This window comes from Frigoribacterium sp. Leaf172 (genome assembly GCF_001424285.1).
GTDB lineage: Bacteria > Actinomycetota > Actinomycetes > Actinomycetales > Microbacteriaceae > Frigoribacterium.
The window spans coordinates 1033097-1059157 of record NZ_LMPB01000002.1 but is presented as its reverse complement, the minus strand read 5'-3'; the positions used below and the strand labels follow the sequence as shown (position 1 = coordinate 1059157).

Here is a 26061-nt window from a genome sequence, read left to right as displayed (position 1 = left end):
CTCACGGCGTCGCCCACCGTGCATCGATCGGCGGTGGTGAGCTTGGTGTTGGCCCCGAAGGGCGGTGGCTCAATTGGTAGAGCAGCGGTCTCCAAAACCGCAGGTTGCAGGTTCGAGTCCTGTCCGCCCTGCAGCCCGGTCGGGCCGTCGCGACTGATCCAGCAGGTTTCAGCGCGGCGGCCCGGATCACGGACACAGGCCCGCGGGCCGAGCTCGGAAGGTACCCACAGTGGCGAGAAAAGACGTTGACGTTCCCAGCGAGGACGTCGTCGACAAGGCGAAGAAGGACACTGCGGCACGCCGTGGTCCCTTCGCCCGGATCGCCCTGTTCATCCGACAGGTGATCAACGAACTCAAGAAGGTCGTCACCCCCACCCGCAAAGAGCTCTTCAGCTACACGGGCGTCGTCCTCGTCTTCGTCGTCATCATGATGGCGCTGGTCAGCGGGCTCGACACGGTGTTCGGCATCGTGGTCGGCTACGTCTTCGGCAACGGCCCCACCGGCAGCTGAGTCCGGCGTCGCCCCGACGCCACACGTGATCCGGCCCCGACCGACGGGCAGCCGATCCGAACCCCACGAACGGAAGTAGAAACCCTTGCCTGACAACGAGCGCGACGACATCGATCTCGCCACCGCTGCGGAGCAGTCCTCCGAGGTCGAAGAGGCCCAAGAGGGCGGCACCCTGAGCGCCGACGAAGAATCCGTCGAGTCCGCCGAGAGCGAGGCCATCACGGTCGTCGACGACAGCGAAGCCGGTTCGGACGACACCGACGACCTCGACGGTCTGCTCGACACGCTCGCCGAGGCCCGCGACCCCGAAGCCGACGCCATCGTCGACGACGCGCTCGACATCGACGACGCCGCTGAGGCGGAGGCCGCCGTCGAGGCGACCGACGACGAGGCCGAGACCGAGGCCGACGAAGCCGCCGCCGAGGGCGACGCCGTCGCGGCCGACGCCGCCGTCGCCGCAGAGCAGTCCGACGACGAGGAAGACGACGTGGTCGTCGCCGAGGCCGAGCAGTCGGTCCAGGACGCCGACGCCCAGGCCGCCTTCGGCGACGAGGTGCTCGACGCCGACGACGTCACGACCGACGACGAGGCCGAGCCCGTCGAGGTCGACCCCTACGAGGCGTTCCGTTCGGAGCTCCGCGGCAAGCCCGGCAAGTGGTACGTCATCCACAGCTACGCGGGCTTCGAGCGTCGCGTGAAGCAGAACATCGAGAACCGCATGGTCTCCATGACCATGGAGGACTACATCTACCAGGTCGAGGTCCCCATGGAGGACGTCGTCGAGATCAAGAACGGCCAGCGCAAGCTCGTCACCCGCGTGCGGATCCCCGGCTACGTCCTGGTCCGCATCGACCTCAACGAGGACAGCTGGTCCGTCGTCCGTCACACCCCCGGGGTGACCGGCTTCGTGGGCAACGCGCACAACCCGACGCCGCTCCGCTTCGAAGAGGCGTTCAACATGCTGAAGAGCCTCGTCCAGATCGATCCGACGCCGGCTCCCGCCAAGGGCGGCGCCAAGGGCGGCAAGCAGGCCCAGCGCGTCATCCCCGCCGAGGTCGACTTCGAGATCGGCGAGACGATCACGATCAAAGAGGGGTCGTTCGCCGGTCTTCCCGGTACGATCAACGAGATCAAACCCGAGAGCGGCAAGCTCACGGTGCTCGTCTCGCTCTTCGAGCGCGAGACGCCGGTCGAGCTGAGCTTCGACCAGGTCACCAAGCTCTAACCCCTCCACGTCGCGGCATCCTCCCGGGGATGCCGCCCCGACAGATCACCGGAGCCCGCCCCGCGGGTCACCGGGAGAGTCGGCTGCGACCGCAGTCGTCTCGACACCCACAAGAAGGAAAAGAAGAATGGCACCGAAAAAGAAGGTCACGGGTCTGATCAAGCTTCAGATCAACGCCGGCGCCGCGAACCCCGCCCCGCCCATCGGCCCGGCCCTGGGTCAGCACGGCGTGAACATCATGGAGTTCTGCAAGGCCTACAACGCCGCGACCGAGTCGCAGCGCGGCAACGTCGTCCCCGTCGAGATCACCGTGTACGAAGACCGTTCGTTCACGTTCATCCTGAAGACCCCGCCCGCCGCCGAGCTCATCAAGAAGGCCGCCGGCGTCGCCAAGGGCTCCGGTACCCCGCACACGGACAAGGTCGGCAAGCTGACCATGGACCAGGTCCGCGAGATCGCCACGACCAAGCAGGCCGACCTCAACGCCAACGACATCGACGCCGCGGCGAAGATCATCGCCGGCACCGCCCGCTCCATGGGCATCACGGTGGACGCGTAAGCACTCGCCCCCGGGCACCCCACCACCCAGACATCTGTGGGAGAGCCGGCCAGGCTCGTAACCACACTCTCGAAATCAGGAGATTTCCGCATGGCTCAGAAGTCCAAGGCGTACCGCGCCGCTGCCGAGAAGATCGAGGCAGGCAAGTTCTACAGCACCAGCGAGGCCGTCGCCGTCGCTCGTGAGACCGGCTCCAAGAAGTTCGACTCGACCGTCGAGGTCGCGCTGAAGCTCGGCGTCGACCCCCGCAAGGCCGACCAGATGGTCCGCGGAACGGTCATCCTGCCTCACGGCACGGGCAAGACCGCCCGCGTCATCGTCTTCGCGACCGGTGCGGCCGCCGAGGCCGCCCTGGCCGCCGGAGCCGACGAGGTCGGTGGCGACGAGCTCATCGAGAAGGTCGCCGGCGGTTACACGTCGTTCGACTCCGCCGTCTCGACCCCCGAGCTCATGGGCAAGGTCGGTCGTCTCGGCAAGGTCCTCGGCCCGCGTGGTCTGATGCCCAACCCGAAGACCGGCACCGTGACGCCGAACGTGGCCCAGGCCGTGAACGACATCAAGGGCGGAAAGATCGAGTTCCGTGTCGACAAGCACTCGAACGTGCACTTCGTCATCGGCAAGGCCGGCTTCTCGGAAGAGCAGCTGAACACCAACCTCGACGCCGCCCTCGACGAGGTCGTCCGTCTGAAGCCGTCCTCCTCCAAGGGCCGCTACATCACCAAGGGCACGCTGTCGACGACCTTCGGTCCCGGCATCCCCCTCGACATCAACGTCTTCTAGGCTCCGCCTCGATCACGACGATCGTCACGACAGGCCGTCCCGCTCTCGAGCGGGGCGGCCTTCGTCGTCTCCGGTGGGGCACGATGGTCGGGTGACCGTCTCCATCCGCCTGGCCTCCGCCTCCGACGCACCACGGCTTGCGCACGTCGCCGCCATCACCTTCCCGCTGGCCTGTCCGCCCGGCACGGCCCTGGTCGAGATCGCGCGCTTCGTGACGACGCACCTCAGCGCCGAGCGCTTCGCCGAGTACGCGGCCGACCCCGATCGCACCGTGCTCGTCGCCGTCGACGAGGAGACCGACGAGGTGGTCGCCTACGCGATGCTCGTCGAGGGGGACCCGTCGGACGACGACGTGTCCCGCTCCGTCGCCGCCCGGCCGACCGTCGAGCTGAGCAAGTTCTACGTCCTGCCCGACCGCCACGGTCAGGGCGTCGCCGCCCGGCTCATGGCGGCCGTGTTCGAGACCGCGGTCACCGACGGGGCGGGCTCCGTCTGGCTCGGGGTCAACACCGAGAACGGCCGAGCCCGCGCCTTCTACGCGGGACGGGGCTTCGAGGGGGTCGGGACGCGACGCTTCGTCGTCGGCGGTCGAACCCACGACGACCTCGTGCTCGAGTGCGAGGTCTGACCCCGCCTCACTCGTCGGCGACGCGCAGCACCAGCTTCCCCCGGGTGTGGCCCTGGGCGAGTCTCCGTTGGGCGTCCGCGGCGTCGGCGAGGTCGTAGACGTCGTCGATGTACACGCGGACGTCGCCCGAGTCGAGCAGTCGCGACACGACGGCCAGCGCCGCGGCGTCCGGGGTCACCGCGAACCCGGTCGCCCGCACGCCGAGATCGGCGGCCATCGCGGCGACGGCATCCCAGCTCGCCGTCGGCGCGTGCACGAGCAGCCCCCCGGGGCGCAGGACCGAGAGCGAGCGCCGCGCGACGTCCTCGTCGTCGAGCAGGTCCACGACGACATCGATGTCGCGCACCGTGCGGTCGAACTCGGCCGCCGAGTAGTCGACCACCTCGGCAGCGCCGAGCTCGCGCAGCCACGACGAGTTCCTCCCCGACCCGGTCGCGACGACATGGGCGCCGAAGTACGACGCGAACTGGACGGCGAAGTGCCCGACGCCCCCGGCGGCGGCGTGGATCAGGATCCGCTGCCCCTCGTGCGCCTTGGCGAGGTCGACGATCATGCCCCAGGCGGACAGCGCCGCGAGGGGCACCCCGGCGGCCTCGACGTGCGAGAGCGTGGCGGGTCTGCGGGTGACCGACTGCGCGGGCACGCTGACGAACGGGGCGTAGCTGCCGCCTCCTCGGGGGAACGCCGTCATGCCGTAGACGGCGTCGCCGACGCGGAGGGGGTGCGCGGCGTAGGGCGTCTCGACGACGACGCCGCTGAAGTCGTGCCCCGGGACGGATGGGGGACCGGTGAGGACGACGCCGTCCCCTCGACCCTCGCGCGCCTCCTCGTCGCAGCGGTTGACCCCCGCGGCGACCACCTCGATCAGCACCTCGTTGCCCACGCGCTGCGGCCGGGGGACGTCGCGGGCGACGATCCGATCCGCGCCGCCCGTCCCGTCGATCACCATCGCGCGCATCGTCGTCGTCGCCATCGTCGTCGTCATCGCTCTCCCTCGACCCCGGGGCGAGCGCTGCGCAGGTGGCGCACGACGGCCCCCCGGGATCCCACCAGTAAACGGGGGGCGTGAGTCGGCCGTGTTTCGCCGGTGTCACTGGTCGGAGAACTATCGCCGCCGTCGACGACGAGCCGCGCTCAGCGCAGCGGGTCGTAGGGCGGAGGCTCGTACGCCCGGCGGCCGAGGGCGAACGGGTCGACGGGCGCCTGCCGTGCCAGCGTGTCGAGCACGTGGTCCGCGAGCACCACCAGGCGGTGGATCTCGTCGTCGTCTCGATCGACCCAGCGGCTGAGGGGGACCTCGTCGACGGGCACGAAGTCGAGGTGCTGCTCCCAGACGACGAGGGTCCGCTCGGCGCCGAGCACGTATTGCTGCCAGAAGACCTGGCGCAGGTACGTGCGGGGGATGCTCGTCCAGGCCTTCTTGGTCGTCTTGATCTCGCACAGCTCGACGCGGCCGTCGTCGCGGACGGCGACCCCGTCGGGCGTGGCGAGGTGGCGCCGCTGGTCGGCCGCGTGGAACAGCTTCGAGCTGGGCGCGATGCCGTGCTCGTTCAGCACCCAGCGGGCGATCTCGGGCTCGCGGGCGCGACCGTGGTCGGTGTAGGCGTTGCCGCCGAAGCCGTTGCCGTAGAGCTTGTCGAGCACGACGGCCTGCACGGCCTTCGGGCTCGAGAGCCTCGCGACGTCGGTGGCGGTGATGCCCTGACTGCGGGCTCGCAGCCACGCGATGCGATCGGTCGAGTCGGCGAGCACGCGGGTCTCGTGCGCGGGCCGGCGGGGAGGCCGAGGAGGCGCGGGCTCGGTCTCGTCGTCGTCCCACAGCGAGAGCATGGGCTGGACGACGGTCATGGCTCCATTGTCCCTCGTCCGGCTGCGTCGGTCGACCGGGGCGGCCCCGTGTCGCCGCCGTCAGACCAGGGCGGCGAGCTCGTCGATGGCGGCGGGGGAGAGCGCGTGGTGGATGGCGAGCATGCTGGCGCCGATCATGGCCGCGCGGTCGCCCGAGCGGGACTGCACGATGCTCAGATGCTCGGTGGCGAGCGGCATGGACCGCGTGTAGACGATCTCGCGCACTCCGGCGATCAGATGCTCGCCCGCCTGGGCCATCGAGCCGCCGATGGCGATGACGGACGGGTTGATGACGTTCACGCAGGCGGTGAGCACCTCGCCGAGGTCGCGACCCGCCTGACGCACCGCCTGGATGGCGTCGATGTCGCCCCGCCGCACCAGGTCGATCACCTGCCGTCCGCCGGCGACGTCGAGCCCCGAGGCGCGGAGCGACCGGGCGATCGCGGGCCCCGACGCCACGGCCTCGAGGCAGCCGACGTTGCCGCAGTGGCAGGCGATGCCCGCGCCGCGGGGGATCTGGACGTGCCCGATGTCGCCCGCGATGCCCTGCGCGCCCCGCTGCAGGCGTCCGCCCGAGATGATGCCCGAGCCGATGCCCGTGGCGACCTTGACGAACAGGAAGTGGTCGGTGTCGGGGAACGCATGGCCCCGTTCGCCGAGGGCCATGATGTTCACGTCGTTGTCGACGAGCACGGGCACGTCGAGATGGCGCCTGACCCAGCCGGGCACGTCGAAGCCGTCCCAGCCGGGCATGATCGGCGGGTTGACGGGTCGACCGGTGCTGAACTGCACCGGTCCGGGGAGTCCGATGCCGACGCCGATGAGATCGTCACGGTCTCGGCCGTAGCCCGACAGGAGCGTGTCGGCGGCGGTGAGCAGGGCCGTGAGACCGCTCTCGGGGCCGTCGGCGATGTCGATCTCGGTGCGGAGCACCGCGAGCTCGACGCCCATGAGGTCGGTCAGGGCGACGTTCAGGTGGCCGGCGCCGAAGTCGGCTCCCAGCACCACGCGCGCCGACGGCACTAGGGCGACGCGCGAGGGAGGACGCCCCCCGGTGGACACGGCGTCGGCGTAGGGGCCGACGAGGCCGAGCTCGATGAGGGCGTCGAGCCGGAGGCCGATGGTCGATCGGGCGAGGCCGGTCATGCTCGCCAGCTCGGCGCGGGTGCGCGGACGACCGTCGCGGAGCAGCTGGAAGAGCTCGCTGGCCCCCGCGCTCCCGAGAGCCGACGACCGCGTCGAATCGGGCATGGGAGCAGTAAAGCACAGGCAGAGGTGACGATCGAGACAAGCTCGTCGATTTCCGTCGACTTTTGCTTGCGCGTCGACAGAAGCGGTCCTATGGTGAGTCTCGATCACCGGCGATCGACTCCCGAACGGGGGTGGTTCCGCCGACGCCACCACCACTCGACGAGGAGTCCATCAGGTGACATCACCGATCTCGGTCCAGCTCTACACGGTCAGGGACGCCATCGCGGCCGACCTCCCCGGCACGCTCAGCCGTCTGGCGAGCATCGGCTACACGCAGGTGGAACCCTGGGGGTTCGTCGAACGCGTGGACGAGTACGCCGAGGCGCTCCCCGCCGCCGGCCTCACCGCGCCGAGCGCCCACGCCAAGCTCGTCGGCCAGGATCTCGAGCCCGTCTTCGCGGCTGCCGTGCGACTCGGCGTCGGGACGATCATCGACCCGCACATCGACGAGACCCGGTGGATCACCCGGGAGGACGTCGAGGCCGTCGCCGCCGAGCTCGGCGAGATCGCCGAGGCGGCCAGCGCGCACGGTCTCACCGTCGGGTACCACAACCACGCCTTCGAGCTCGAGAACCTCATCGACGGCACCCCGGCGCTCGAGGTCCTCGGCGCGGCGCTGCCGCCCGAGGTCGTGCTCGAGGTCGACACCTACTGGGTCGAGGTCGGCGGCGTGGACGCGGCCGAGCTGCTCGCCCGCCTGGGCGACCGGGTGCGGTTCCTCCACGTGAAGGACGGCCCCAAGACCAAGGACGACACCGAGCAGGTGGCCGTCGGGCGCGGCACGATGCCCGTGCGCGACATCCTCCGGGCCGCCCCCCAGGCGCTCGCGGTGGTCGAGCTCGACGACCACGCCGGCGACGTGTTCACGGCGCTCGAGCAGAGCTTCGCCTTCCTGGACGGGGTGCGCGCATGACCGCCACCGACACGACCTCGACGACCAGCGCCTCCTCGGCGGCCCCCGCCCGCGCGGCGAAGACGGGATCGGTCGGAGTCGGCGTCATCGGCGCCGGCGTCATCAGCGACCAGTACCTCGGCAATCTGACCCGGTTCCCCGACCTGACGGTGCTCTTCATCGCCGACATCGACGAGGCCCGCGCCGCGGCGCAGGCGGAGAAGTGGGGCGTGCCCGCCAGCGGCTCGGTCGACGAGCTGCTCGCCGTGGAGGAGGTCGAGATCGTCGTCAACCTCACCATCCCCGCCGCGCACGTCGACGTGGCGCTGAAGGCCGTCGCAGCCGGCAAGCACGTCTGGGGCGAGAAGCCCTACGCGCTCGACCGCGAGAGCGGGGCGCGACTGCTCGCCGCGGCGAAGGAGGCCGGCGTGCGGGTGGCAGTGGCCCCGGACACGTTCCTCGGCGCCGGACTCCAGACGGGTCTCCGCGTCGTCCGCCGCGGCGACATCGGCACGCCGCTCACCGGGCTGGCGCTGTTCCAGGTGCCCGGCCCCGAGTCGTGGCACCCGAGTCCCGAGTTCCTGTTCGCCTACGGCGCCGGTCCGATGTTCGACGTCGGCCCGTACTACCTGACCACGCTCGTGCAGGTCTTCGGCCCGGTCGCGAAGGTCACCGCGACCTCGTCGAAGGCCCGCGACACCCGCACGATCGGCTCGGGCCCGAAGGCGGGCACCGTGTTCCCCGTCGAGGTGCCCACGCACATCAGCGCCCTGCTCGAGTTCGAGAGCGGTGCGAGCGCGCAGGCCGTCTTCAGCTTCGACTCCAAGCTCGCCCGGGCCGGTTTCGTCGAGATCGCCGGCACCGAGGGCACGGCGGTGTTCCCCGATCCGAACGAGTTCGAGGGCGACACGCTCGTGCACACCGGCTCCGACGAGCCGACGGTCGTCCCGTCGAGCGGGTCGACCTTCACCCGCGGCACCGGCGTCGCCGAGCTGGCGCAGGCGATCCGCGGCGGTCGACGCGAGCGGGTGCCCGGCGAGCTCGCGTTCCACGTGCTCGACGTCATGGTCTCGCTCGCCGAGTCGGCCGAGCGCCACGAGGGCGTCGTCGTCGACTCGACCCTCGAACCGACACCCGAGCTGCCGGAGGACTGGGACCCTTCGGTCGCGACCCTCGGCTGAACCGGCGCCGACGCCCGGCCCCGGGTGCCCCTCGACGACGAGACAGGCACCCGGGGGCCCGGGTCGCAGCACCTCCCGCCCCACAGACCGCACCACCGACGCACAGCACCAGAGACGCACAGCACCATCAGCACCCTCCCTACTCGATGAAGAGAAATCTCGAAGATGAGACACCAGGAGAAGTCATGACGAAGAAGACCCGTTGGATCGCAGCACTGGCCGTAGGAGTCGTGGCCGCAGGGTCGATGACCGCCTGCTCCGCCTCAGGCGGCGACGGCGACAGCAAGACGATCACGTACTGGGCCAGCAACCAGGCCCCCACGGTCGAGAAGGACGCGGAGATCCTCCAGGAGTCCATCGACCGCTACACCGAGGAGACCGGGGTGGAGGTCGAGCTCGAGGTCATCCCGTGGTCCGACCTCTACAACCGCATCCTCACCGCCGTGTCGAGCGGCGAGGGCCCCGACGTGCTGAACATCGGCAACACGTGGGCGGTGTCGCTGCAGTCGAGCGGCGCGTTCGTCCCGTGGGAGGGCGACCCGCTCGAGGCCGTCGGCGGGCAGGACCGCTTCGTGCAGTCCAGCTTCGCGACCGGTGGCGCGGAGGGGCAGGCTCCGACGTCGGTGCCGCTCTACGGGCTCTCGTACTCGCTGTACTACAACACGGCCATGTTCGAGGCGGCCGGGATCACCGACCCGCCCGCCACATGGGACGAGTTCGTCGAGGACGCCAAGAAGCTGACCATCGACACCGACGGCGACGGCGAGATCGACCAGTGGGGCGTGACGATGGCGGGCTCGAGCATCTCGAACAACTCGCACCAGGCGTTCGTCCGTGGTCTGCAGAACGGCGGGGCCCTGTACGACGACAGCGGCGAGCCCGACTTCGCGAACGACGGCGTCGTCGCGGGCGTCAAGCAGTGGGTCGACCTCATGGCCGTCGACAAGGTGGTCTCGCCCTCCGACGCCGAGAGCGTCAACGGCTCCGACATGGCGGCGACCTTCGCCGACGGTCAGGCCGCGATGTTCTTCGACCAGGCGCCCGACGCGAACCTCGCAGCCCGTGACTTCACGGACTACGCCGCGGCACCGGTGCCGATGGAGAGCGCCGACGCGACGGGTCTGCTCGGCACGCAGAGCCACGTCGCCGGCATCAACATCAGCGTCTTCGACAACTCGGACAACAAGGATGCGGCGATCGACTTCGTCAAGCACCTCACGAGCGACGAGGAGCAGGTCTACCTGAACCAGTCGTTCAGCTCGCTGCCCGTCGTCACCAGCGCGTACGACGACCCGGCGTTCCAGTCGGAGACCATCAAGCTGAAGCAGGTCACGCTCGCCGACCACGCCCAGCCGATGCCCCTCTTCCCCTCGGAGGGACAGATGGAGACCCTGGTCGGCACCGCCGTCAAGGGACTCCTCGCCACCGCTGCCCAGGGCGGTTCCGTCAGCGAGGACGACGTGAAGTCGGCCCTCGAGGACGCGAACAGCCAGATGAGCTCGGGTCAGTAGCCCGTCCCACCGCTGCAGGTCGGAGCGGCCGGTCGATCGACGACCGGCCGCCCCGGCCGAGGCCCCGAGAGGACCCTCATGACCGTCAACGTCCTGCCCCCCGCGACGTCCGAGAAGGACACGCCGCCCGATCCGCATCAGCAGGCTCCGATCGAGCCCGTCAGACGCAAGAGGCACCGCTCGCCCCTGGCGTACCTCCTGGTGACGCCGGCCGCCCTGGCCGAGCTGCTCGTCCACATCGTCCCGATGGTGCTCGGAATCTGGATCGCCTTCATCACGCTCAACCAGCTGAGCATCGCGAACTGGGTCAACGCCCCCTTCGTGGGGCTGCAGAACTTCGTCACCGCGCTCGACCCGAGCTCGCCGATCGCGGCGCAGCTCTACGGGGCGCTCGGGCGGACGCTGCTCTTCACCGTGATCGTCGTCGCGATCGCCTGGAGCATGGGCATGCTGGGGGCGGTGCTGCTGACCAGCTCGTTCAAGGGCCGGGGGATCCTCCGCACCCTCTTCCTGGTGCCCTACGCGCTGCCGTCCTACGTCGGGACGATCGCCTGGGCCTTCATGTTCAACCAGCGCGACGGAGCCATCAACCGGTTCCTGGTCGACGACCTCGGCATCCTCCAGGACCGCCCGTTCTGGCTGCTCGGGGGCAACTCGTTCTGGGCCATCGTCATCGTGACCGCCTGGCAGTTCTGGCCCTTCGCGTTCCTGATGCTGCTGGCGGCGCTGCAGAACATCCCCGGCGACGTCTACGAGGCCGCCAGTCTCGACGGCGCCAGCCTCTGGAAGCAGTTCACCCAGATCACGCTGCCGATGGTGAAGCCCGCCAACGCGGTGCTCCTGCTCATCATGAGCCTCTGGATCTTCAACCAGTTCAACGTGCCGTACGTGCTCTTCGGCCCCGCGTCGCCCGAGCAGGCGACGCTCATCTCGCCGCTGATCTACCAGCAGTCGTTCAACAACTGGAACTTCGGTCTCGGCGGCGCCATGAGCGTCATGCTGCTGATCGTCCTGCTGATCGCCTCGGCGTTCTACATCCGCATGGTTCTCCCGAAGGGACAGAACGACAATGATTGAGACCCGCGGCTTCAAGATCTTCCGGTTCTTCGGGCTCGCCTTCCTGTCGCTGGTCGTCGTCGTGCCCCTGTACGTCGTCCTCACGACGTCGATCAAGCCGCTCGCCGACGTGCAGGGCCTGTTCACCTGGATCCCCTCGCGGGTGACCCTCGAGCCCTACATCCAGATCTGGCAGACGGTGCCCCTGGCGACGTACTTCAAGAACAGTCTCATCGTGACGGTGTCGGCGACGATCCTGTCGGTGGCGATGGCGGTCCTGGCCGCCTACGCTCTGGCCCGCCTGCGGTTCCGCGGGCAGCGCAGCTTCAGCCTCGTCGTGCTGTCGACGCAGATGTTCCCCGGCATCCTGTTCCTCCTGCCGCTGTTCCTCATCTTCGTGCAGATCCAGCGCACGGTGGGGGTCCAGCTGACGGGCAGCTACATCGGTCTGATCATCACGTACATGACGTTCTCGCTGCCGTTCTCGATCTGGATGCTCACGGGGTACTTCGCCTCGATCCCGAAGGAGCTGGAGGAGGCCTCGATGATCGACGGCACGGGTCGTCTCGGCGCCCTGTTCCGCGTCATCATCCCGGTCGCCAAGCCGGGCATCATCGCGGTGGCCGTCTACGCCTTCATCACGGCGTGGGGCGAGGTGCTGTTCGCCTCCGTCCTGACGAGCAAGGACACCCGCACCCTGTCCATCGGCCTCCGGGCCTACGCATCGCAGCAGGACGTCTACTGGAACCAGCTCATGGCCGCCTCGGTCGTCGTGTCGCTGCCGGTTCTCATAGGCTTCATGCTCGTGCAGAGACACCTGATCACCGGACTCTCGTCGGGGGCCGTGAAGTGACCGACCCGGGCGGGGCCGCGGCGGCCGGTCTCGCCGTCTCCGCTCCGGCCTCCCGCTCAGGAGGCGCGGGTCGGGTCGTGCCGCTGCGCATCGGCATCGTGGGCGGCGGGTTCATGGCCCGCGTCCACGCCGGTGCGGCCCGGTCGGCCGGTGCCGAGGTGGTGGCCCTCGCGTCGTCGAGCCCCGCCAGCGCCGCCCGGGCGGCCGGCGACCTCGGCGTCGGCACCGCCCACGAGAGCGTCGACGACCTCGTGCACGACCCCCGGGTCGACGTCGTCCACGTCTGCTCGCCGAACGCGACGCACGCGCCCGTGGCGCTCGCCGCGCTCGCGGCCGGCAAGCACGTGGTGTGCGAGAAGCCTCTGGCGACGTCGACCGGCGAGGCGGAGGCGATGGTCGAGGCCGCAGCGGCGAACGGCCTCGTCGGGGCCGTGCCCTTCGTCTACCGCTACCACCCCATGGTGCGGGAGGCGCGTGCTCGCGTCGCCGCGGGCGAGGCGGGCCGCGTGCTCAGCATCCGCGGGTCGTACCTCCAGGACTGGCTGCTCGAGCGCGACGACGTCGACTGGCGGGTGGACTCCGCGGCCGGCGGCCCGTCGCGCGCCTTCGCCGACATCGGCAGCCATCTGGTCGACCTCATCGAGTTCGTCGCCGGCGACCCGCTGGCGCGACTGACCTCGACCACCAACCGCGTGCACGCCGACCGCGGCGGCAGCCGGGTCGACACGGAGGACGAGGCGGCCGTGGTCTTCGAGACCGTCGGCGGGGCCATCGGCACCCTCTTCGTGTCGCAGGTCGCCCCGGGTCGGAAGAACCGCCTCCTGCTCGACGTCTCGGGCACGGCCGAGAGCCTCGAGTTCTCGCAGGAGGAGCCCGAGACCCTCTGGGTCGGACGCCGTTCGGGCACGCGACTCGTCCCGCGGGACACCGCCCGGCTCTCGCCCGACGCCGCCCGGCTGTCGACCGTGCCGGCCGGGCATCCGATGGGCTACGTCGACGCGTTCGCCGGATTCGTCCGCGACGCTCACGACGCCGTGCGGGGCGGTGCGCCCGAAGGGCTGCCGACGTTCGCGGACGGGCTCCGGGCCGCCCGCGTGACCGAAGCGGTGCTCGACTCCGCCGCGAGCCGGTCGTGGGTCGACGTGACCTGACGGATCGCCGTCCGCATCGTCCTCCGCGGCCCCTCCCGTGCCTCCTGACATCCACCCCCACCGAGAAGGACCCATGACCGAGAGCTCCCGCCCCGTCACCTTGTTCACCGGCCAGTGGGCCGACCTGCCGTTCGAGGAGGTCGCGGCGCTCGCGGCGGGCTGGGGCTACGACGGGCTCGAGATCGCCGCGTCGGGCGACCACCTCGACCTCGAGCGGGCGGACGAGGACGACGCCTACCTGCGGTCGCGCCTCGAGGTGCTCGACCGCCACGGGCTGCGGGTCTGGGCGATCTCGAACCACCTCACCGGCCAGGCCGTCTGCGACGATCCCATCGACTTCCGGCATCAGGCGATCGTCCGTCCGTCGACCTGGGGCGACGGCGAGCCCGAAGGGGTCCGCCGGCGCGCTGCGGAGGACATGAAGCGCGCCGCCCGGGTGGCCCGCAAGATGGGCGTCGACACCGTCGTCGGCTTCACCGGCTCGAAGATCTGGCCCTACGTGGCGATGTTCCCGCCGGTGCCGGCCGCCGTGATCGACGCCGGCTACCAGGACTTCGCGGACCGCTGGAATCCCATCCTCGACGTCTTCGACGCCGAGGGCGTCCGGTTCGCGCACGAGGTGCACCCGAGCGAGATCGCGTACGACCACTGGACGAGCGTCCGCGCTCTCGAGGCGATCGAGCACCGGCAGGCGTTCGGCTTCAACTGGGACCCGTCGCACATGCTCTGGCAGGGCGTCGACACCGTCGGCTTCATCACCGACTTCGCCGACCGGATCTACCACGTCGACTGCAAGGACACGCGCATCAAGCCCCCCTCGGGTCGGTCGGGCGTGCTCGGCTCGCATCTGCCCTGGGGCGACCCCCGGCGGGGCTGGGACTTCGTGTCGACCGGTCATGGCGACATGAACTGGGAGGACGCCTTCCGCGCCCTCGACTCCATCGGGTACGCGGGCCCCATCTCGATCGAGTGGGAGGACGCCGGCATGGACCGCCTGCACGGGGCGCCCGAGGCGCTCGCCCACATCCGTTCCCTGCTCTGGAAGCGGCCGACCGCCTCCTTCGACTCCGCCTTCTCGAACCAGTAGCCCGAGAGACCCGACGCATGCCCCGCACCCTCCTCCCCGGTCAGCTCTGCCGTCTGCTGATCGTCGACCCCGCGACCCGCGCGACCGAGACCGTCTTCGAGAGCCGGACGGTGCTGGTCGAGGCGCCCAACTGGAGCCCCGACGGCCGGTGGCTCGTCGTCAACGGCGACGGTCTGCTCTGGCGCCTGCCCGCCGACGCCCGGGGCGTCGACGAGACCGCTCTCGAGTCCGTGCCGCTCGGCGACGTGCCCGAGATCAACAACGACCACGTGATCGCGCCCGACGGGTCGGCCGTCTTCGTCAGCGCTCGCGACGGGCACGTGTACGAGGTGCCCTGGGACGGCGTGCCCGAGGGGGAGTCGGCCCGCCGAGTCACCGCCCCGCACCCCGAGGGCCGCAACCACAAGAACTACCTGCACGGGGTCTCGCCCGACGGTCGCACGCTGAGCATGATCGTGGGCGCGCTGCCCGCGCCGGTCGCCGACCCCGGAGTCGAGGAGGCGCGGGTCGCCTGGCGCACGAACGTCGCCCTGGTCGCGATCGCCGACGGGGCGACCACCCCCGTCACGGACGACGAGCACCCCGACGACGGCGCCGGGTTCTCGCCCGACGGCTCCCGGCTGTGGTTCAACTCGGAGCGGGCCTCCGGGGGACTCGCCGGTCACGCTCAGCTGTTCCGGGCGGGTCTCGACGGCTCCGACGCCGTGCAGGTGACGCACGACGAGCGGGTGAACTGGTTCCCGCACGTGTCGCCCGACGGTCGCACGCTGCTCTACGTCTCGTTCGAGCCGGGGACGCTCGGCCATCCCGAGAACCGCGACGTCGTGCTGCGCACCCTCCCGCTCGGCGTCGACGGCCTGCCCGAGCCGGGGGCGACGCCGCAGGACGTCCTCGCGGTGCTCGGCGGCCAGGGCACGATCAACGTGCCGGGCTGGAGCCCCGACTCGAGCCGCTTCGCCTGCGCCGCCTACCCCCTCGGGTGACCGGACCGTCGCTCGGATCTCGCGCACGCGCCCGGCGGTGAGCTGCAGGCGGCGACGGACGGGTGGCCCGCGCCGCCGACGTCAGGGAGCCGCGTCGTCCGGCCCCTGTCGCCCGTCTATGAGGCGGTCATGAGACGGACACGGCGCCTTCATCGGCACGTCACAGTCCGCTCATAGGAAGCTCTCGATACTGGAAGACGTGACCACGACCACTCCCGCCACCGCCTCCGCCCCGCGACTCACCCGGGCCGACGGAACCCCCCTCCGCGTCCTCGTCGTCGACGACGAGAACAGCCTCACCGACCTGCTCTCGATGGCGCTGCGCTACGAGGGATGGGACGTCAAGGCGGCCTCCGACGGGCAGACGGCCCTCACGCTCGCTCGCGAGTTCAAGCCCGATGCGATGGTCCTCGACTGGATGCTGCCCGACATCGACGGCATCCAGGTGCTCGGTCGGCTGCGGCAGTCCGGCGACGACACGCCCATCCTCTTCCTGACCGCGAAGGACGCCGTCGAGGACCGCGTCCAGGGACTGACCGCCGGGGGAGACGACTACGTCACCAAGCCGTTCTCGCTCGAGGAGGTCGTGGCCCGCCTCCGCGGACTCATCCGCCGATCGGCCTCGGCCGTCAGCGAGGCGGGCGACTCGCGCATCGTCGTCGGCGACCTCGTGCTCGACGAGGAGAGCTACGAGGTGCACCGCGGCGACCGCGAGATCGAGCTGACCGCGACCGAGTTCGAGCTGCTGAGGTTCCTCATGCGGAACCCCCGCCGCGTGCTCAGCAAGGCGCAGATCCTCGATCGGGTCTGGAGCTACGACTTCGGCGGCAAGTCGAGCGTCGTCGAGATCTACATCTCGTATCTGCGCAAGAAGATCGACGTCGGCGAAGAGCCCATGATCCATACCGTGCGCGGCGTGGGTTACGTGATCAAGCCGACTTCGTGAGCGACGCCCTGCCCGCGCGGGCGGGTTCGAGCCTGCGACGCCTGGCGCGTCGTCTGCCGGGGGCGTCCGGTCCGTTCACCCTGCGGCAGCGCCTGATCCTCAGCATCGTGGCCCTGGTCGTGCTGCTGACCGTCGTGATCGGCTCGCTGAGCGTCCTCGTGCTGCGGGTCTCCCTCGTCGACCAGCTCGACGGCGAGCTCGACGGGGCGACCACGCGCGCCGCCTCGCCGTTCGGGGGCGCCTCCGAGCCGTCGCTCACGCCCGACGGCGGCGAGTTCGACGGACCGCGTCAGGCCCCGGGAACGCTGACGGCGGTCGTCGTCGACGGGCAGGTCAGAGCCGCCTACCGCATCACCGTCGGCGGCGAGCTGGCGGCGGTCGATCTCGCCGAGCTCGACGAACCGCTGGCCGGCGTGGTCGGGCGGCCCGTCGACGCCGAGGGCCGGACGGAGCCGACGACCGTCGATCTGGGCGGCTCGCTCGGGTCGTACCGCGTCGAGTCGCAGAAGGGGACGCTCGTCTCGACCTCGACGACGGCCCACCTCGTGGTGGGTCTGCCGACCAGCGGCGTCGACCGCACCATCACCGTCATGGTCGTCGCCATCGCGGGCGTCACGATCATCGGGCTGGCGGTCGCCATCGCGATCGCCTTCGCGGTCGTCCGATCCGCCCTCCGGCCGCTCGAGCGGATGTCCGACACGGCCCTCCGCGTCGCCGAGCTCCCCCTCGATCGCGGCGAGGTCGCGCTCGCCGAACGCGTCGACGAGCAGGACACCGACACCCGCACCGAGGTCGGTCGGGTCGGGGCGTCGCTGAACCGCATGCTCGGTCACGTCGCCGGAGCCCTGGAGGCGCGGCAGCAGTCCGAGAACAAGGTGCGGCAGTTCGTGGCCGACGCCTCGCACGAACTGCGGACGCCGCTCGCCTCGGTGCGCGGCTACGCCGAGCTCACCCGACGCATGAACGCCGATCTGCCCGACGACGTCGTCTACGCGATGGGACGCATCGAGTCGGAGGCCGTCCGCATGACGTCGCTCGTCGAGGATCTCCTGCTGCTGGCGCGACTCGACGAGGGTCGCGATCTCGTGCTCGGCGACGTCGATCTCACCCGCATCGTCCTCGACGCGGTGAGCGATGCGCACGTGGCCGGGCCCTCGCACGCGGTCGACGTCGACGTCCCCGACGAGCCGGTGATCGTCACGGGCGACGGCATGCGACTGCACCAGATCGTCGCCAATCTGCTGACCAACGCCCGGACGCACACGCCGGCGGGGACCCAGGTCCACGTGACGCTCGCCGTCGAGGCCGACTCGGTCGTCGTGCGCGTCGCCGACGAGGGCCCCGGCATCGACCCGGGGGTCCTGCCGGTGCTCTTCGAGCGATTCGCCCGCGCGGACAGCTCGCGGTCGCGGTCGGCCGGGTCCACCGGTCTCGGTCTGGCGATCGTGCAGGCCGTCGTGCAGGCGCACGGCGGCCTGGTCGAGGTCGACAGCTCGCCGGCGGGCGCGGTCTTCACCGTCCGACTGCCGCAGGAGGCGCGACTTGCGTGATCGCGCCTCCTGCCTCTAGTCTGTACGGAGCCCAAGACCGCCGGTCGTGTTCGTCTGCTCGCAGACGATCACCGAAGGTTCTCGAGAGAGAGCGACCAGCGCAGGTGTGTGAAGTCGTTCCTCTTCTCGAAGAGATCCAGCTCCGTGCCCCTGTGCCGGAGCTTTTTTCTTTGTGCTGAACACCTCAGACCCGAGCTCAGAACTCTGAACTCAGACCTGAGGCGTCCAGTCCGATCGAGGCCGGGGGGCTGCCGGCACACCCACGTTTTAGGAGAGCCATGGCGAACAAGGAAGCATCGGTCGCCGAGCTCACGGAGAACTTCCGTGACTCGACCGCCGTTCTGCTCACCGAGTACCGCGGTCTCACTGTTGCTGAGCTGAAAGAGCTCCGCAAGTCCATCAGTGCAGACGCGACGTACGCCGTGGTGAAGAACACGCTCAGCAAGATCGCGGCGAACAACGCCGGAATCAGCTCGTTCGACGACGAACTCGTCGGACCTTCTGCGATCGCCTTCGTGCACGGAGACCCTGTCGCCGTCGCCAAGAGCCTGCGTGACTTCGCCAAGGCACACCCCGCTCTGATCGTGAAGAACGGTTACTTCGACGGTAACCCCCTCACGGCAGACGAGGTCAAGCAGCTCGCCGATCTCGAGTCCAGGGAGGTGCTGCTGGGCAAGCTGGCCGGCGCCTTCAAGGCTTCGCTGTTCGGAGCTGCCTACCTGTTCCAGGCACCGCTGTCTCAGGCCGTTCGCACGGTCGAGGCGCTGCGTGCCAAGCAGGAAGCCGACAGCTGAACAGCTGTCGCACGAACCCACACTTCAGAAAACACATAAGGAGAACACCATGGCGAAGCTCACGCAGGACGAACTGATCGAGGCCTTCAAGGAGCTCACGCTCATCGAGCTCAGCGACTTCGTGAAGAAGTTCGAAGAGGTCTTCGAGGTCACCGCTGCTGCCCCCGTGGCCGCCGCCGGTGCCGCCGGCCCCGCCGCCGCTGCCGAAGAGGTCGAAGAGCAGACCGCCTTCGACGTCGTGCTCGAGGCTGCCGGCGACAAGAAGATCCAGGTCATCAAGGAGGTCCGTGCGCTCACCAGCCTCGGACTCGGCGAGGCCAAGGCCGTCGTCGACGGCGCCCCCAGCACCGTCCTCGAGGGTGCTTCGAAGGAAGCCGCCGAGAAGGCCAAGGGCCAGCTCGAGGCTGCCGGCGCCACCGTCACCCTCAAGTAATCCCGCTTCACCGCTTCACACGAAAGGCGTCACCCTCCGGGGTGGCGCCTTTCGCCGTCCCGGCAGGCAGCGATGGCCGGGGCTGCGCCGACCATGGCCTCCCTCAGCCGACCCGGGCCTCCCTCAGGAGGCGCGGGCGAGCACCGAGTGACGGCGCCCGTACCCGAGGTAGACGGCGGCGCCGACCAGCATCCAGAAGGCGAAGGCGAGCCAGGTGATCCAGCCGAGGGTCACCATGAGCAGCACGCAGAACGCGCAGCCGAGCAGGGGGACCACCGGGTAGAACGGCACGCGGAACGTCCGGTCGAGCTCGGGCCGGTTGCGGCGCAGCCAGATGACCGACACGTTGACGAGAGCGAACGCGAAGAGGGTGCCGATGCTCGTGGCGTCGGCGAGGGCGCCGAGCGGCACGAGGGCCGCGGCCAGGGCGACCACCCCGCCGACGATCAGGGTGCCGGCGACCGGCGTCCGCGTGCGCGGCGAGATGCGACCGAGCACCCTCGGGACGAGCCCGTCGCGGGCCATCGAGACGAAGATGCGGGTCTGGCCGTAGAGCACGGTGAGCACGACGCTCGCGATGGCGAGCACGGCCGCCACGGCGAACACGAACGCGACCCACGGCTGCCCGGTGATGTCCGCCACGATCGTGACGAGCGAGGCCTCGCCGTCGGTGAACGTCCGCCAGGGCCGGGCCCCGATCGCGGCGACCGCGACGAGGATGTACAGCACGGTGATGATCACGATCGAGGCGATGATCGCCCGCGGGAGGTCGCGCTTCGCATCGCGCGCCTCCTCGCCCGCCGTCGACGCCGCGTCGAAGCCGATGTACGAGAAGAAGAGCCGGGATGCCGCGGCCGAGACCCCGGCGGCGCCCATCGGCGCGAGGGGCTCGAAGTTGCCGGCGCTGAAGGCCGTGAACGCGACGGCGACGAAGAAGACGAGCAGGCCGATCTTGACCACGACGAGGAGGGTGTTCACCCAGGCGCTCTCGCGGGCACCGGGGACGAGCACGAGGGTCGCGATGATCACGAGCAGGGCGGCCGGCAGGTTGAGCACCCCTCCGGCGCCCGGCGGCTCGGCGATGGCGTCGGGCAGCGCCAGGCCGAAGACGGCGAGCGCCTCGTTGACGTACTGACCCGCGCCGACGGCCACCGCGGCCACCGAGACGGCGTACTCGAGCACGAGGCACCACCCGCACACCCACGCCAGACCCTCGCCGAGCGTCGCGTAGGCGTAGCTGTAGCTGGACCCCGAGACGGGCACGCTGCCGGCCATCTCGGCGTACGACAGAGCCGAGAGCAGGGCGGCGACGCCTGCCAGGACGAATGCGATCCACACGGCGGGGCCCGCCAGGGGGACGGCCGTGCCCAGGACGACGAGGATCCCGGTGCCGAGCGTGGCCCCGATGCTGATGGCCGTCAGATGCCAGACGCCGAGCGAACGTCGCAGGCGCGGCCCGCCCCCGGTCGAGTCGTCGCTCTCGGCGGCGAACGCCTCGAGCGGCTTGCGGCGCCTCAGCTGGGCGACGAGCGGAGGACGGCTGACGGTGGAGGGGGCGTTCTCGGACACCGCGAGAGGCTACCAGGCGCCCGGGGCCGCCCCCGGGCCGCGGGGTCAGTCGTCGACGTGGAGTCCGAGCTCGCGCACCCGCGTCATCGCCTCGCGGCGCGACGACGCCTGCAGCTTGCGGTAGATGCTCCGCACGTGGCTCTTGACCGTGTTGACCGAGATGAAGAGCTGGCTCCCGATCTGGCCGAGGGTCTGTCCCGTCGCGAGGTGGCGCACGATCACGAGCTCGCGGTCGCTCAGCGGCTCGTCCAACCGCGGTACCGCGCCGACCGAGGAGCCGAGGAGGCGCTCGAGGGTCGTGCGGATCGCCTCCGGCTGGTCGCGGTGCGCCGCCCGGTCGAGGAGGTGCTTCAGCACGTCGTCCTGGAGCGTGGCGAACATCCACCGGGAGTCGTTCCGGCCGGCGGCGAGGAGCGCCCGGTCGAAGGCGATGTCCGCGCGGGCCGTGTCGCCGAGGGCGAGATGCGCCGCGGCGACGACGGCGTGCACGTGCGGCATGGTGCGTTCGCTGTGCAGATCGCCGAGCACGAGGCACGGCTCGAGCGCGTCGAGGGCCGCCTCGGGCTCGCCCGCTGCGAGGTGCACGAGCGCCAGCACGCGGGCCGGGCACTGGATGTGGCGTGCGGTGGCGACGAGCGGGGCGGCCAGACGCCGCGCCTCCTGGGGCTGCTGCAGGCACCGCATGGTCTCGGCCCGCAGCGAGGCGACCGCCGCGGCCAGCGTCGGTCGACCGGTGAAGGCGTCGAGGAGGCGCGTGATGCGCGCCAGCAGATCGAGCACCTCGATGAAGCGACCCTCCTCGAGGTAGGCGTGCGCCTCGGCGAACCAGCCGTGCGCCTCCCAGTCGTTGCCGCGGGTCGCCTGGCGGACGTCGTCGATGAGCTCGGGGATCCCGCCGGGCTGACCGCGGTCGAGGGCCAGCTGGAGCCGGGTGATCTGGGCGAGCGCGCCGAACGAGCTCGTCATGAGCTCGGTCCCCTCGGCGAGGGTCGTGGCCGCGGCGAGGTGCTCGTCGGCGAGTCGGAAGTCGCCGAGCAGCATGGCGACGTGGGCGAGGGCCGAGAGGCACTCGACGCGCTCGGCGAGGCTGAGGTGCTCGGAGGCGAGGCCGCCGGCGAGACCCAGGGCGAACTGCGCCTGGTCGTACTCGCCGTAGTGGATGCGGATCAGACCGAGCTGCAGCGAGAACGACGCGCTGAGCGAGATGCGGCTGCTGATCGACTCGGTGGTGTCCGTCTCGATCATCGTGCGGGCGACCTCGAGGTGCTCGTGCGCGACGACGAGGTTCCCGAGCGTGCGGAGCGTGGCGGCGAGGTGCACGTGGTAGCCGGCCCGCACCTCCAGCGACATCGCGGGGTCGGCGTCGATCGCCTTCGCGACGCCTCGGAACCAGGGGAGGGCGGCGCTCCGGGAGCGGGAGCCGACCGAGCGGTGGCTGGCCGCGAGGGCGAGCAGGATGCGGGGTCTGCCCCGCCATTCGTCCTCGGGGGTCGAGCGGATCGCGTCGCGCAGGCGGGCGCCCTGCAGCGGGGCGATGCTCGTCCAGGCGCGCTCGATGGCGTCGAGGGCAGCACGGTGGTCTGCGGGTCGCATCTCGGCGCTCGGGGGTGCGGCCGTCTCGTCAGGCGTCTTCACGGGTCCTAACCTCTGCCGCATCGGGTGGCTCCTCGGTCGGGTACGAGGAATACGGCGTCGGGATGGTGGTCAACCAACCGTCGCGCTCATCCTAAGAGCGGGAAGCTCATCCGGTGAGGAAATATCGGGATGAAGCCCAGAAATGGGGGCGATCATGTACCCCGATGCGGATCGGCGTACCGTGACCGGATGAGCAGGATGGACTCCGTCGCGTCTGGCGGCGGGATGCGCGGCGGCGGAACGCGACCCGGTCGTGTCTCGAGCGGCGACGCGCGGGCTCAGAAGGCGGCCAACGCCGAGGCCCCGCGCGTGCCCCACCTGCTGCGCCGGATCCGCGCGCTGTTCGAGCCGCACCGGCGGGCGCTCGTCGTCACGGTCGTGCTCGTGTTCATCGGCGCCGCCATCAGCGTGCTGCCGCCCCTGCTGACCAAGCAGGCGTTCGACCGGGGCCTGTTCGCGGACGGGGGGCCCGACGTCCCCGTGCTGCTCGAACTCGTCGGGGCCATGATCGGCCTGTGGGTGCTCTCGGCCGGCATCGGCGTGGGGCAGACCTTCCTCACGGCGACCGTCGGCAACAAGGTCATGGGGGCGCTGCGCATCCGGCTCTTCGGGCACCTGCAGCGGATGGAGCTGGCCTTCTTCACCCGGACCAAGACCGGCGTCATCCAGTCGCGGCTGCAGAACGACGTCGGTGGCGTGGCCAACGTCCTCAGCAACACCGTCTCGAGCGTGCTCGGCAACACCGTCACGGTCATCGCGGCGTTCGTGTCGATGCTCGTGCTCAGCTGGCAGATGACGCTCGTCACGGTCATCCTCCTGCCGCTGCTCGTCGTGGCGCAGCGCCGGGTCGGGCAGGTCCGCGCCCGCATCGCCACCCAGACGCAGGAGTCGCTGAGCGACATGACCGCGATCACGCAGGAGGCCCTGAGCGTCAGCGGCATCCTGCTCGCCAAGAGCTTCAACCAGCAGCGCGCCGAGATCGAGCGCTACTCGGCCGAGAACCGCACGCAGATCGGTCTGCAGGTGCGTCAGCAGATGAGCGGCCAATGGTTCTTCGCCGTCGTGCAGATCTTCCTGTCGGTCATCCCGGCCATCATCTACCTGGTCGCCGCCTGGCTCATCCTGCGCGACGTCCCGGTCACCGCGGGCACGATCGTGGCCTTCACGACCGTTCAGGCGCGACTGACGTTCCCCCTGATGGGCCTCCTGCGCGTCGCCCTCGACCTCCAGACCTCGGGGGCGCTGTTCGCGCGCATCTTCGAGTACCTCGACCTGCACCCGGCGATCGACGACGACCCCGCCGCGGGCGACGTCGACGTGACGCGACTCGGTCGCGTCGAGTTCGACGACGTGTCGTTCTCGTACCCGGACGCCGAGCCCGGCCAGAAGACGCTCGACGGCGTCTCGTTCGACATCGAGCCCGGCCGGTTCGCGGCCTTCGTCGGGCCGAGCGGAGCAGGCAAGACGACGGTGTCGTACCTGATCCCGCGGTTCTACGAGGCCTCAGGAGGCGCGGTGCGGTTCGCCGGGACGGACGTCCGCGAGCTGCGCCAGGAGTCCCTGATCGAGCACATCGGCATCGTCAGCCAGGAGACGTACCTCTTCCACGCCTCGATCGCCGACAATCTCCGCTACGCCCGCCCCGGCGCCACCGACGACGAGCTCGTCGACGCGGCGCGTCGGGCGAACATCCACGAGACGATCGCCTCGTTCCCCGACGGCTACGAGACGCTGGTCGGCGAGCGGGGCTACCGGCTGTCCGGCGGCGAGAAGCAGCGCATCGCGATCGCCCGCGTCCTGCTGAAGGACCCTGCCGTCCTCGTGCTCGACGAGGCGACGAGTGCGCTCGACACGGTCTCGGAGCGGGTCGTCCAGGAGGCCCTCGACACCGCCGCCCGCGGCCGCACGACCATCGCCATCGCCCACCGGCTCTCGACCGTGCGGTCGGCCGACGTCATCTTCGTCGTGGACGCCGGACGCGTGGTCGAGCGGGGCACCCACGACGAGCTCGTCGCGCTCGGAGGCGTCTACGCCGGGCTCTACGGGCAGCAGATCGCGGCCGACTGAGCCGGGGGCGAGGCGCCCTCGTCACGAGGCGTCACTCGCGCTCGGCGAGCATGTCCTCCATGGCGTCGATCTCGCTCTCCTGACTCTGCAGCATGCCGGTCGCGAAGACGCGCACCTGACGGTTCTCGCTGCGCGCCAGCACCGCGTCGGCCATCTCGACCCCGCCGCGGTGATGCGCGATCATCAGGGTCAGGAACCGCCGTTCGGCCTCCACGCCGCTCGCCTCCTGCAGCGCGGCCATCTGGTCGTCGGTGGCGAGCCCGGGCATGCGACCGCCCGGCTGGTGGGCGGCGGGCGTTGGGGAGCCCTCCGTGCCTCCGGAGGGGGTGTGCTCGTGATCGCCGTACGAGCCGTCGAGCGTCGGCCGCGTCATCCAGGTCATCGTGGGCTCCGCCGGCGCCTGCGAGACGCCCCAGAGCTCCAGCCAGGCGAACATCTGCCCGGCCTGCTGCGACTGGGTCAGAGCCATGTCGTAGGCCATCGAGCGCGTGGCCGGGTCGTCGGTGCGGTCGCGGACGATCATGGCCATCCGCACGGCCTGCTCGTGGTGCACCTGCATGTCGCGCGAGAAGCCCGCCTCGACGCTCTCGGTGCCGGGGGTCACCGGGTTCGGCGAGCTCAGGCGCCCGACCGCGACGCCGACCAGCAGCACGAGGACGAGCGTCAGCGCAGCGGCGACGACGACCCGGGTGCGCCGCCTGCCCGGGGCGCGACCGGAGGCCTCGTCGGACGACGACCCGCCCGTCGCGCCGGAGTCGGTCACGCGATCTTGCCGGATCCGTCGATGCCGCCGGTGCAGGGCGCTCCGGGCTCGGGCGCGTCGCCGGACTTCCAGTACTTCGTGACGAAGTCCGAGACGTCCTCCTCGTCGTCGGTCACGTTCGAGAACGGCAGCTGCGCGCCCCACGCCGAGACGTACATCGGCGAGTCGAGACCCTCGTACGGCGAGACGACCGCGTAGGTGCTGGGGGCGAAGTCCTGCAGCGCCTCGATCTCGGCCTCGCTCACCTGGGCGGGGTCGTACGTGAACCAGATCGCGCCGTGCTCGAGGTCGTGCACGGCGTTCTCGTTCGGCACGGGCTCGGTGTAGACGCCGCAGTTGAGCCAGATCTGGTTGTGATCGCCACCGGCCGGCGGGGTCTGCGCGTAGTCGACCGGGCCGGTGACGTGGTTGGCGGTGAGGTCCGAGAAGGTCTGCGCCCCCTCGACCACGATGTCGCGCGGGTTCTCGCGCGGCTGCCCGCTGGTCACGACGAAGGTGACGATGAGGCCGATCACGGCGAGCCCGGCGACCGAGCCGGTCACGATGCCGATGAGGCGGTTGCGGCGGGCTCGCTCCTGCTGCTTCTTGAGCGCCGCGACCTTCTCTTGGCGTCGGGCGTCGCGCTGCTGCTTGACGGAGGGCTTGTCGTTGTTGCCGTTGACCACGTGAGGTCCTGTCGTCCGGAGGGGCCGATGCGGGATCGGACTGTCGCCTCCATTGTCTGGCACGCGTCGCTGAGAGGAAGGTCACAGTCTGCGCATCGTGCACGACGGGCGTCGCGTCCCGTA

The 26061-nt window shown here is 70.5% G+C and carries 25 protein-coding genes and 1 tRNA gene; 19 read left to right on the top strand and 7 right to left on the bottom strand.

Annotated features, from left to right (window positions below; translation table 11 throughout):
• Positions 1–58: 58 nt before the first annotated feature.
• The 6 genes from ASF89_RS11160 (at position 59) to ASF89_RS11135 (ending at position 3703) form a co-directional block, all read left to right on the top strand.
• A tRNA-Trp gene (locus ASF89_RS11160) sits at positions 59–131 on the top strand.
• 98 nt (positions 132–229) lie between these two features.
• The gene (gene secE, locus ASF89_RS11155) at positions 230–511 is read left to right on the top strand and encodes a preprotein translocase subunit SecE (RefSeq protein WP_055795792.1); all 282 of its coding nucleotides are present in this window, start codon (positions 230–232) and stop codon (positions 509–511) included.
• Positions 512–596: 85 nt separating this feature from the next.
• On the top strand, positions 597–1736 hold the full coding sequence (nusG, locus tag ASF89_RS11150; RefSeq protein WP_055814558.1) for a transcription termination/antitermination protein NusG: 1140 nt from the start codon (positions 597–599) through the stop codon (positions 1734–1736).
• A 127-nt stretch (positions 1737–1863) separates the two neighbouring features.
• Positions 1864–2295 (top strand): 50S ribosomal protein L11, encoded by a 432-nt coding sequence (gene rplK, locus ASF89_RS11145; RefSeq protein WP_055795796.1) that lies wholly within the window; start codon positions 1864–1866, stop codon positions 2293–2295.
• Positions 2296–2385: 90 nt separating this feature from the next.
• A complete protein-coding gene (rplA, locus tag ASF89_RS11140) occupies positions 2386–3075 on the top strand; it encodes a 50S ribosomal protein L1 (RefSeq protein WP_055795799.1) in 690 nt (229 codons plus the stop codon).
• A 91-nt stretch (positions 3076–3166) separates the two neighbouring features.
• Positions 3167–3703, top strand: coding sequence for a GNAT family N-acetyltransferase (locus tag ASF89_RS11135; protein ID WP_055814555.1), 537 nt, complete (start codon positions 3167–3169; stop codon positions 3701–3703).
• 7 nt (positions 3704–3710) lie between these two features.
• Here ASF89_RS11135 and ASF89_RS11130 read toward each other — a convergent pair whose 3' ends face one another.
• The 3 genes from ASF89_RS11130 to ASF89_RS11120 all read right to left on the bottom strand — a co-directional run bounded on the left by ASF89_RS11130 (position 3711) and on the right by ASF89_RS11120 (position 6802).
• Positions 3711–4688, bottom strand: a complete 978-nt coding sequence (locus ASF89_RS11130; protein ID WP_235476373.1) for an NADP-dependent oxidoreductase — start codon at positions 4686–4688, stop codon at positions 3711–3713.
• 149 nt (positions 4689–4837) lie between these two features.
• A complete protein-coding gene (locus ASF89_RS11125) occupies positions 4838–5551 on the bottom strand; it encodes a YqaJ viral recombinase family protein (protein WP_235484075.1) in 714 nt (237 codons plus the stop codon).
• 60 nt (positions 5552–5611) lie between these two features.
• Positions 5612–6802 (bottom strand): ROK family transcriptional regulator, encoded by a 1191-nt coding sequence (locus ASF89_RS11120; RefSeq protein WP_055795803.1) that lies wholly within the window; start codon positions 6800–6802, stop codon positions 5612–5614.
• 175 nt (positions 6803–6977) lie between these two features.
• On the opposite strand from ASF89_RS11120, the gene ASF89_RS11115 reads away from it, so the two are divergent.
• From ASF89_RS11115 to rplL, 12 genes are all read left to right on the top strand, one after another.
• Entirely contained in the window at positions 6978–7715 is a 738-nt protein-coding gene (locus ASF89_RS11115; RefSeq protein ID WP_055814552.1) for a sugar phosphate isomerase/epimerase, read from the top strand.
• A complete protein-coding gene (locus ASF89_RS11110; RefSeq protein WP_055814549.1) occupies positions 7712–8875 on the top strand; it encodes a Gfo/Idh/MocA family protein in 1164 nt (387 codons plus the stop codon). The genes ASF89_RS11115 and ASF89_RS11110 overlap by 4 nt, the downstream gene beginning before the upstream one ends.
• A gap of 185 nt (positions 8876–9060) precedes the next feature.
• On the top strand, positions 9061–10386 hold the full coding sequence (locus ASF89_RS11105) for a sugar ABC transporter substrate-binding protein (RefSeq protein ID WP_055795810.1): 1326 nt from the start codon (positions 9061–9063) through the stop codon (positions 10384–10386).
• Between the two features lie 78 nt (positions 10387–10464).
• Positions 10465–11463, top strand: coding sequence for a carbohydrate ABC transporter permease (locus ASF89_RS11100; RefSeq protein WP_082475065.1), 999 nt, complete (start codon positions 10465–10467; stop codon positions 11461–11463).
• Positions 11456–12295 carry a carbohydrate ABC transporter permease gene (locus ASF89_RS11095; protein WP_055795814.1) on the top strand — a complete coding sequence of 280 codons (840 nt, stop codon included), beginning with the start codon at positions 11456–11458 and terminating at the stop codon, positions 12293–12295. Before ASF89_RS11100 ends, ASF89_RS11095 begins: the two co-directional genes overlap by 8 nt.
• Complete coding sequence (locus tag ASF89_RS11090) at positions 12292–13446, top strand: Gfo/Idh/MocA family protein (protein ID WP_369814551.1); 1155 nt, start codon at positions 12292–12294, stop codon at positions 13444–13446. The genes ASF89_RS11095 and ASF89_RS11090 overlap by 4 nt, the downstream gene beginning before the upstream one ends.
• A 73-nt stretch (positions 13447–13519) precedes the next feature.
• Positions 13520–14533, top strand: coding sequence for a sugar phosphate isomerase/epimerase (locus tag ASF89_RS11085; RefSeq protein ID WP_055795817.1), 1014 nt, complete (start codon positions 13520–13522; stop codon positions 14531–14533).
• A 17-nt stretch (positions 14534–14550) separates the two neighbouring features.
• Positions 14551–15516, top strand: a complete 966-nt coding sequence (locus ASF89_RS11080) for a PD40 domain-containing protein (RefSeq protein ID WP_055814546.1) — start codon at positions 14551–14553, stop codon at positions 15514–15516.
• A 187-nt stretch (positions 15517–15703) separates the two neighbouring features.
• Positions 15704–16462 (top strand): response regulator transcription factor, encoded by a 759-nt coding sequence (locus ASF89_RS11075; RefSeq protein WP_082475066.1) that lies wholly within the window; start codon positions 15704–15706, stop codon positions 16460–16462.
• Positions 16459–18012: a cell wall metabolism sensor histidine kinase WalK gene (locus tag ASF89_RS11070; RefSeq protein WP_082475067.1), complete on the top strand. Its 1554-nt coding sequence runs from the start codon at positions 16459–16461 to the stop codon at positions 18010–18012. The genes ASF89_RS11075 and ASF89_RS11070 overlap by 4 nt, the downstream gene beginning before the upstream one ends.
• Positions 18013–18290: 278 nt before the next feature.
• On the top strand, positions 18291–18806 hold the full coding sequence (gene rplJ, locus ASF89_RS11065; RefSeq protein WP_055795825.1) for a 50S ribosomal protein L10: 516 nt from the start codon (positions 18291–18293) through the stop codon (positions 18804–18806).
• 49 nt (positions 18807–18855) lie between these two features.
• The gene (gene rplL / locus ASF89_RS11060; protein WP_055795828.1) at positions 18856–19239 is read left to right on the top strand and encodes a 50S ribosomal protein L7/L12; all 384 of its coding nucleotides are present in this window, start codon (positions 18856–18858) and stop codon (positions 19237–19239) included.
• Between the two features lie 123 nt (positions 19240–19362).
• Here the strand turns inward: rplL and ASF89_RS11055 are convergent, their stop codons facing one another.
• Positions 19363–20808, bottom strand: coding sequence for an APC family permease (locus ASF89_RS11055; protein ID WP_055814542.1), 1446 nt, complete (start codon positions 20806–20808; stop codon positions 19363–19365).
• A gap of 45 nt (positions 20809–20853) precedes the next feature.
• On the bottom strand, positions 20854–22443 hold the full coding sequence (locus ASF89_RS11050; protein WP_055795836.1) for a LuxR C-terminal-related transcriptional regulator: 1590 nt from the start codon (positions 22441–22443) through the stop codon (positions 20854–20856).
• A gap of 198 nt (positions 22444–22641) precedes the next feature.
• Here ASF89_RS11050 and ASF89_RS11045 point away from each other — a divergent pair, with 198 nt between their 5' ends.
• Positions 22642–24510, top strand: coding sequence for an ABC transporter ATP-binding protein (locus tag ASF89_RS11045; protein WP_055795839.1), 1869 nt, complete (start codon positions 22642–22644; stop codon positions 24508–24510).
• A gap of 31 nt (positions 24511–24541) precedes the next feature.
• Here ASF89_RS11045 and ASF89_RS11040 read toward each other — a convergent pair whose 3' ends face one another.
• Positions 24542–25273: a DUF305 domain-containing protein gene (locus tag ASF89_RS11040; RefSeq protein ID WP_055814541.1), complete on the bottom strand. Its 732-nt coding sequence runs from the start codon at positions 25271–25273 to the stop codon at positions 24542–24544.
• Complete coding sequence (locus tag ASF89_RS11035) at positions 25270–25938, bottom strand: DUF3105 domain-containing protein (RefSeq protein WP_055795847.1); 669 nt, start codon at positions 25936–25938, stop codon at positions 25270–25272. Before ASF89_RS11035 ends, ASF89_RS11040 begins: the two co-directional genes overlap by 4 nt.
• Positions 25939–26061: the final 123 nt, after the last annotated feature.